This window comes from Solirubrobacter ginsenosidimutans (genome assembly GCF_027587205.1).
The window spans coordinates 1-5,686 of the sequence record NZ_JAPDOD010000109.1; the positions used below are offsets into that span (position 1 = coordinate 1).

General features: G+C 68.8%; 5 protein-coding genes. 3 read left to right on the forward strand and 2 right to left on the reverse strand.

Annotated features, from left to right (window positions below; all coding sequences use genetic code 11):
* Window positions 1-15: 15 nt before the first annotated feature.
* From OM076_RS44225 to OM076_RS44235, 3 genes are all read left to right on the forward strand, one after another.
* On the forward strand, window positions 16-1,557 hold the full coding sequence (locus OM076_RS44225; protein ID WP_270046672.1) for a DUF1254 domain-containing protein: 1,542 nt from the start codon (window positions 16-18) through the stop codon (window positions 1,555-1,557).
* Between the two features lie 88 nt (window positions 1,558-1,645).
* Window positions 1,646-3,925, forward strand: a complete 2,280-nt coding sequence (locus OM076_RS46655) for a helix-turn-helix transcriptional regulator (RefSeq protein WP_270046673.1) — start codon at window positions 1,646-1,648, stop codon at window positions 3,923-3,925.
* Entirely contained in the window at window positions 3,922-4,161 is a 240-nt protein-coding gene (locus OM076_RS44235; protein WP_270046675.1) for a hypothetical protein, read from the forward strand. Before OM076_RS46655 ends, OM076_RS44235 begins: the two co-directional genes overlap by 4 nt.
* Before the next feature lie 10 nt (window positions 4,162-4,171).
* On the opposite strand, the gene OM076_RS44240 is transcribed toward OM076_RS44235, so the two are convergent.
* Both OM076_RS44240 and OM076_RS44245 read right to left on the reverse strand, forming a co-directional pair.
* Window positions 4,172-4,903, reverse strand: coding sequence for a ZIP family metal transporter (locus OM076_RS44240; RefSeq protein WP_270046676.1), 732 nt, complete (start codon window positions 4,901-4,903; stop codon window positions 4,172-4,174).
* A 29-nt stretch (window positions 4,904-4,932) separates the two neighbouring features.
* On the reverse strand, window positions 4,933-5,686 hold a 754-nt coding region (locus OM076_RS44245), incomplete at its 5' end, for a DUF1214 domain-containing protein (RefSeq protein ID WP_270046678.1).

A 5,686-nucleotide genomic window follows, 5' to 3' on the forward strand; every position in this document is an offset into this window, starting at 1 on the left:
GCAACCAGGACGCCTGTGCCCACTGCGATCACGACACCGTCGAGCGTGAAGGCCGGGATCGGGACCCTGGAGTTCACCGACGGCTACCCGAAGGGGGACACCGCGGAGAAGCTGCGCGACCACCTGGACTACCTGCACGGCGTCGAGACGTTCACGAACACCATCCAGGGTGTGTCGATCTACGCGATCCGGAAGGGCTTTCTCGAGGCCGGCATCAACGACGGCGATGTCCTCATCTTCTCGAAGCTGATGGACTCCCGGTCGCTGTTTCTGACCGCGAACGCCGACACGGTCTACTACATCTCCTTCCTCGACCTGTCCGACGGCCCGCTGGTGCTGGAAACCCCCCCGGACGCCTTGGGCCTCGTCGACGACATGTGGTTCCGCTGGGTCACCGACTTTGGTCTCCCGGGCGCGGACCGCGGTCAGGGCGGCACTTATCTGCTTGTCGGCCCCGGCTACGACGGGCCGCTGCCCGAGGGCGGCTGCTACGTCCGCCACTCGCGCACCAACCACGTGACCCTGCTCGCCCGCTCGTTCATCAACGAGAACCCCGGCAACGACCCCGGACCGACCGTCGATCTGATCAAGGACCGGCTGAAGATCTACCCCTACGCCCCCGGTGGCCTGGGCTCAAGCATCGGCGCCTACCTGACCGGGAAGGGCTCGCTCGGCCAGCCGGCCACCGCGCAGAGCCCCCGGTTCGTGGAGGGCACGGGACTGGCGTTCAACACGATCCCACCCAACGACTTCGGCCACTACGAACTGCTCGACGCTCTCGTCCAGATGGAGCCGGCCGAAGCGCTCGACACCGAACTGGCCGGGCAGTTCGCCGCCCTCGGGATCGTCAAAGACGAAACGTTCGCACCCGACGCACGACTGCGCAAGATCCTCGACGAGGCCGTGGCCGTCGGCAACGCCGCGTCCCGGACGCTAGGGATGGGCGCGCATCCGACCGAGGGCTTCCGCTACTACGGGACTGAGTCCGCATGGTGGATCTCGCTGTGGGTCGGCGGGTTCGAGTTCACCAACCCCCCGCCCGAGATCACTGCGGAAGGCATCAAGCCCTACCCGATCCAGGGCGCCCGCCGGCTGCACTCCCGGACCTCGTTCTTCTACACCGCAACGGGGATCACTCCGGCCATGTGCATGCGGCTGACCGGCGTCGGGTCGCAGTACTTGATCGCCAACGTCGACACCACCGGCGAACCCTTCGACGGCGCGAAGACCTATCGGATGAGCCTGCCCAAGGACATCCCGGCGGCCCGGTTCTGGTCGCTCACGCTCTACGACAACCAGACCCGCTCGATGTTGCAGACCGAGCAGCTCTACCCCCGGGCTGGCAGCCAGGAGTACCCCTCACCCGCGGCACAGGCCGAAGCGCACAGCTCCACGGTGGTGTACTTCTCGCCCGCCAGGCCCGACGGCGTCGCCCCGGGCAACTGGATCCAGACCGACCCCGAGAAGGGCTGGTTCGTCATCCTGCGCCTTTACAGTCCGCTGCCGGCCTTCTTCGACAAGACCTGGCGGCCGAGCGAATTCGAGCTGGTGAGCTAGCGCGTCGCCGCACTCCTGACCTTGGCATCACCCACATCAACCTGTGCGGGTGATGCCAGGTCACCCCGCGTGCAATGAGGCTCGCGGCGTGTCTGGCCCTCAGGCCGGCGGGGCCCTTGAGACCGCCGAGCTTTCGTTTGACCTCATCGAAGCCAAGTTGGCGCCGCCCGCGCTCCGCGCGGAGACGGTGGCGAAGTCGCAGTTGATCGACCGGGTCTGCGCGTCGGAGGAGCGCGTGGTGAGCGTGGTGGCGCCGGCGGGATTCGGGAAGACGACGCTGCTCGCGCACCTGGCGCCGCGCGAGGAGCGCGCGTTCGCCATGGTGTCGCTGGACGATCACGACAACGATCCGGTGCTGCTGCTGCGCTACGTGGCGGCGGCCCTGGACCGGGTCGAGCCGATCCCGGTGTCCGTGTTCGAGGCGTTGTCGATGCCGGGTCGCTCGCTTTGGTCCACGTGCATCCCGCGCGTGTGCGCGGCGCTCTCGGCCGTGGCGCACCCGGTCGTGCTCGCGCTCGACGACCTGCATTTCGTGAGCGATCCGACCTGCCTCGATGCTGTGGCCGCGCTGCTCAACTCCGTTCCGGAGGGGTCGCGCATCGTCCTGGCCAGCCGGGAAGTTCCGGCGCTCCCGTTGGCACGCCTGCGATCCCAGAGACGCCTGCTGGAAGTTGACGTCGAGGATCTGCGTCTGAACGCCGCGGAGGCGGGAGCGTTGCTGCGCAGCGCAGGCGTCGAGCTCGACGAGCCCGCCATCCGTGAGCTGACGAAACGGACCGAGGGGTGGCCGGCGGGCCTCTATCTGGCGGCGCTCTCCCTGCAGGCCGGCGGCTGCGGCGTCTCGACGTTCACCGGCGAGGACCGCTTCGTGGCCGAGTATCTGCGGCTCGAGTTGCTCTCGCGCCTGACGGACGAGGAAGTGCGATTTCTGACGCACACTTCGGTGCTGGAGCGGATGTGCGGGAGCCTCTGCGACGCCGTGCTGGGACGGACCGACTCGGCGGGTGTGCTCGAGTCGCTGGAGCGCTCGAATCGCTTCCTCGTCCCGCTCGATCGCACGCGCACCTGGTATCGCTACCACCACCTGTTCCAGGACCTGCTGCGCAGCGAGCTCGAGCAGCGCGAGCCGGGACTCGTGCCCGAGCTCAACCGCCGGGCGATGGCGTGGTGTCAGGCCAACGGCATGCCCGAGCCGGCGCTGCACTACGCCCACGCGGCGGGCGAGACCGACGCTATGACGCGCATCTTTGAGGAGCTCGTGCTGCCGACCTATTACGCCGGCGGCGCCTCCACGGTCGAGTCATGGCTCGACTGGTACGACGACGATCTGTTCCGTCGCTACCCGACGATCGCGGTGCTCGGCGCCTGGGTGTACTACCTGGGCGGGCAGACCGCGGAGGGCGAGCGCTGCCAACGTGCGGCCCAAACCAGCACCGCGACCCCCGAACTCCCGGACGGCAGCGCCTCGATCGAGCCGTGGCTCGCGGCGCTGCGCGCCTACACGTGCCCCAATGGGGTTCAGGGGATCCTCGCGGACGCCGAACTGGCGCTCGAACAGCTCGGTCCGGAAGGCTGGTGGCGACCGACCGCGCAGCTTGCGGCCGGCGCGGCGCATGCGTTCCTCGGGGACTCGGAGCGTGCCGTCCCCGCGCTCGTACTCGCGGCGGAGGTCGCGGCCGCGGCCGGCTCGTCGGAGGAGGAAACCCTGGCCTACGCGGAGCTCGCGTTGCTGGCGATCGAGGCGGGCGCGTGGGAGCAGGCCGCCGCCCATGCCGAGCGAGCGGTGGCGGTGGCCGAAGCGGCGAAGATCGACGACTACCTGACGGGCGGGCTCCCATGGGCCGTGAGCGCGCGAGTGGCCCTCCATCACGGACACACGGAGCGTGCACGAGATGGCGTCGCGAGGGCCCATCGCATACGACCGCTCTTGAACCCCGGGATGGCGTGGATCTCGATCCAGACCGGACTCGAGCTCGCCCGGGTCCATCTGGCCCTCAAAGAGCCCGGCGTCGCGGGGACGGTCCTCAGCGAGGCCGAAGCCATCCTGCGCGTCCGCCCAAACCTCGGCACGCTCACCACGCTGGCGCACGAACTCCGCGGACGGATTACCGCCAGCGCGACGCCGAGCGGCGAATGGGCCCTCAGCCTCACCGCCGCCGAACTTCGCCTGCTGCCCTTGCTGACGACTCATCTCGCCTTCCCCCAGATCGGCCAACGGCTCCACCTCTCGCGCACGACGATCAAGACCCAGGCGATCTCGATCTACCGCAAGTTCGGCGTCTCGTCGCGAGCAGAGGCGATCGGGCGCGCCGTCGAACTCGGCTTGCTAGAGGACTCTCGCTACCCGGCCATCGACCTGGGGAGATGATCGACGCCCTGTTCGTCACCCGTGGGCCCTCGAACCACGGGATGGACGCCGTCGCTCTCGCCAGCGGCACGTTCGCCTCGATGCTCGACTTCCGCCTCGACGCGGGCGGGCGCCGAGCGATCACCGGCGGCGCGCCGACCGTCTTCGACGAGGCGGTCGCACGCGCTCAGGGGCGACTGATTGCCAACGACCCGACCGATCCCGGGCCGTCGCGGACGCCGCCCCGCTGCTGTTAGCCGCAGCTGGTTAGTCGAGGGTGTGGATGGTGAACGCGACCGCGAAGCCGAGCGTCGTCACGACCCCGACGTATTTGGGGGAATGCTCGTACGCCTCGGGCATCATCGTCTGCGCGAGCATCGTCAGGATCGCGCCGGCCGCGAAGGTGAGCACGAACGCGATGGTGTCCGGCGAGGAGTCCTGGAACAGGCCGTAGCCGGCGACCGAGGCGAGTCCGGAGATCACCGCGATCGCGATCCACATCCAGAGGATGCGCGACTTCGTCCAGCCGGCGCTGAGCAGGCCGGAGGTCGAGGAGATCGATTCCGGGAGGTTGGAGATGAAGACCGCGATCAGGTAGGCGGCGCCAACCGCTCCGCCTTCGAAGATCGTCAGCCCGATCACCATCGACTCGGGGATCCCGTCGAGCACGGTTCCGAGCACGATCGCGAGCGGCGAGCCACTTTCTTGGTCGCCGTCGGGGTCCTTGCGATCGCCGCCGCCGAGCCGGTCGATCCACAGGTTGCCGCCGAAGAAGACCAGACAGCCGGCGAAGAGGCCGCCGACCGCCCATCCGTGGCCGCTGGACTTGTCGACGGCCTCTTCGACGAGGTCGAAGGCGAGCGCGCTGATCAGCACGCCTGCGCCGAAGGCCATGATCAGCCCGATCGTGCGCAGGTTGATCTTGAACACGAGCGCGATGATCGCCCCGATCACCAGCGACGAGGCCGCCAGGGTCCCCCAGCCGAGAGAGGCGGCCATCTAGATTCCTTCGCCGTGGCTGCGGGGGGTCATGACCGGATCTCGCCGTGTCCGTTGGCACTCGGCGTCTGGAGCTCGATCTCGCTCGGTCGCCATGTCTTGTCGAAGAACGACTGTCCCGGGCTGTAGAGGCGAAGGATCGGGAACCAGCCCTTGCCCTCGGTCGTCTGGATCCAGTTGCCCTCCGGGGTATCGGCCGGTCGCTCCGGGGCGAACACGACGGTCGTCGAGCCGTCCTCGTCCGCGGTCGCCGCCGGGGTCGGGTAGGACTGGCTGCCCGCCCGCGGGAAGCGCTGCGGTGTCTGCAGCATCGAGCGCGTCTCGGTGTCGTACGCGGTCAGCGACCAGAACCGGGCGGCCGGGATGTTCGGGGGCAGCGTCACCCGGTAGGTCTTGCCGCCGTCGAGACGCCTCCCATCGGCGTCCTTGAAAGCGAAGATGTATTGGGACCCCACGCCGGTGAGCCGCATGCACATGGCGGGCGTCACGCCGGTGTACCCGTAGAACCACGCGACACGGGAGTGCAGCGCCCGAACGCCGGTCGGGGCAAACGGCTTGATTCCCTCCGCGGTCACGAGCGGCGGCGGTGTTTCGAAGTCGTACCCGCCGACCCACATCTGGTTCTCCCACGCCGATCCGTCGTAGTACGCGAACCCTTCCGACGCGCGCGGATCGAAAAGCAGCGCGCGCGAGGTCGCGGTCCCGACGGCCGCCGCATCGTCGAGGACGCGGCGCATCCGCTCGTCGGGCGCGAACGGCTCGCCCTTGACGATCCCGATCGCG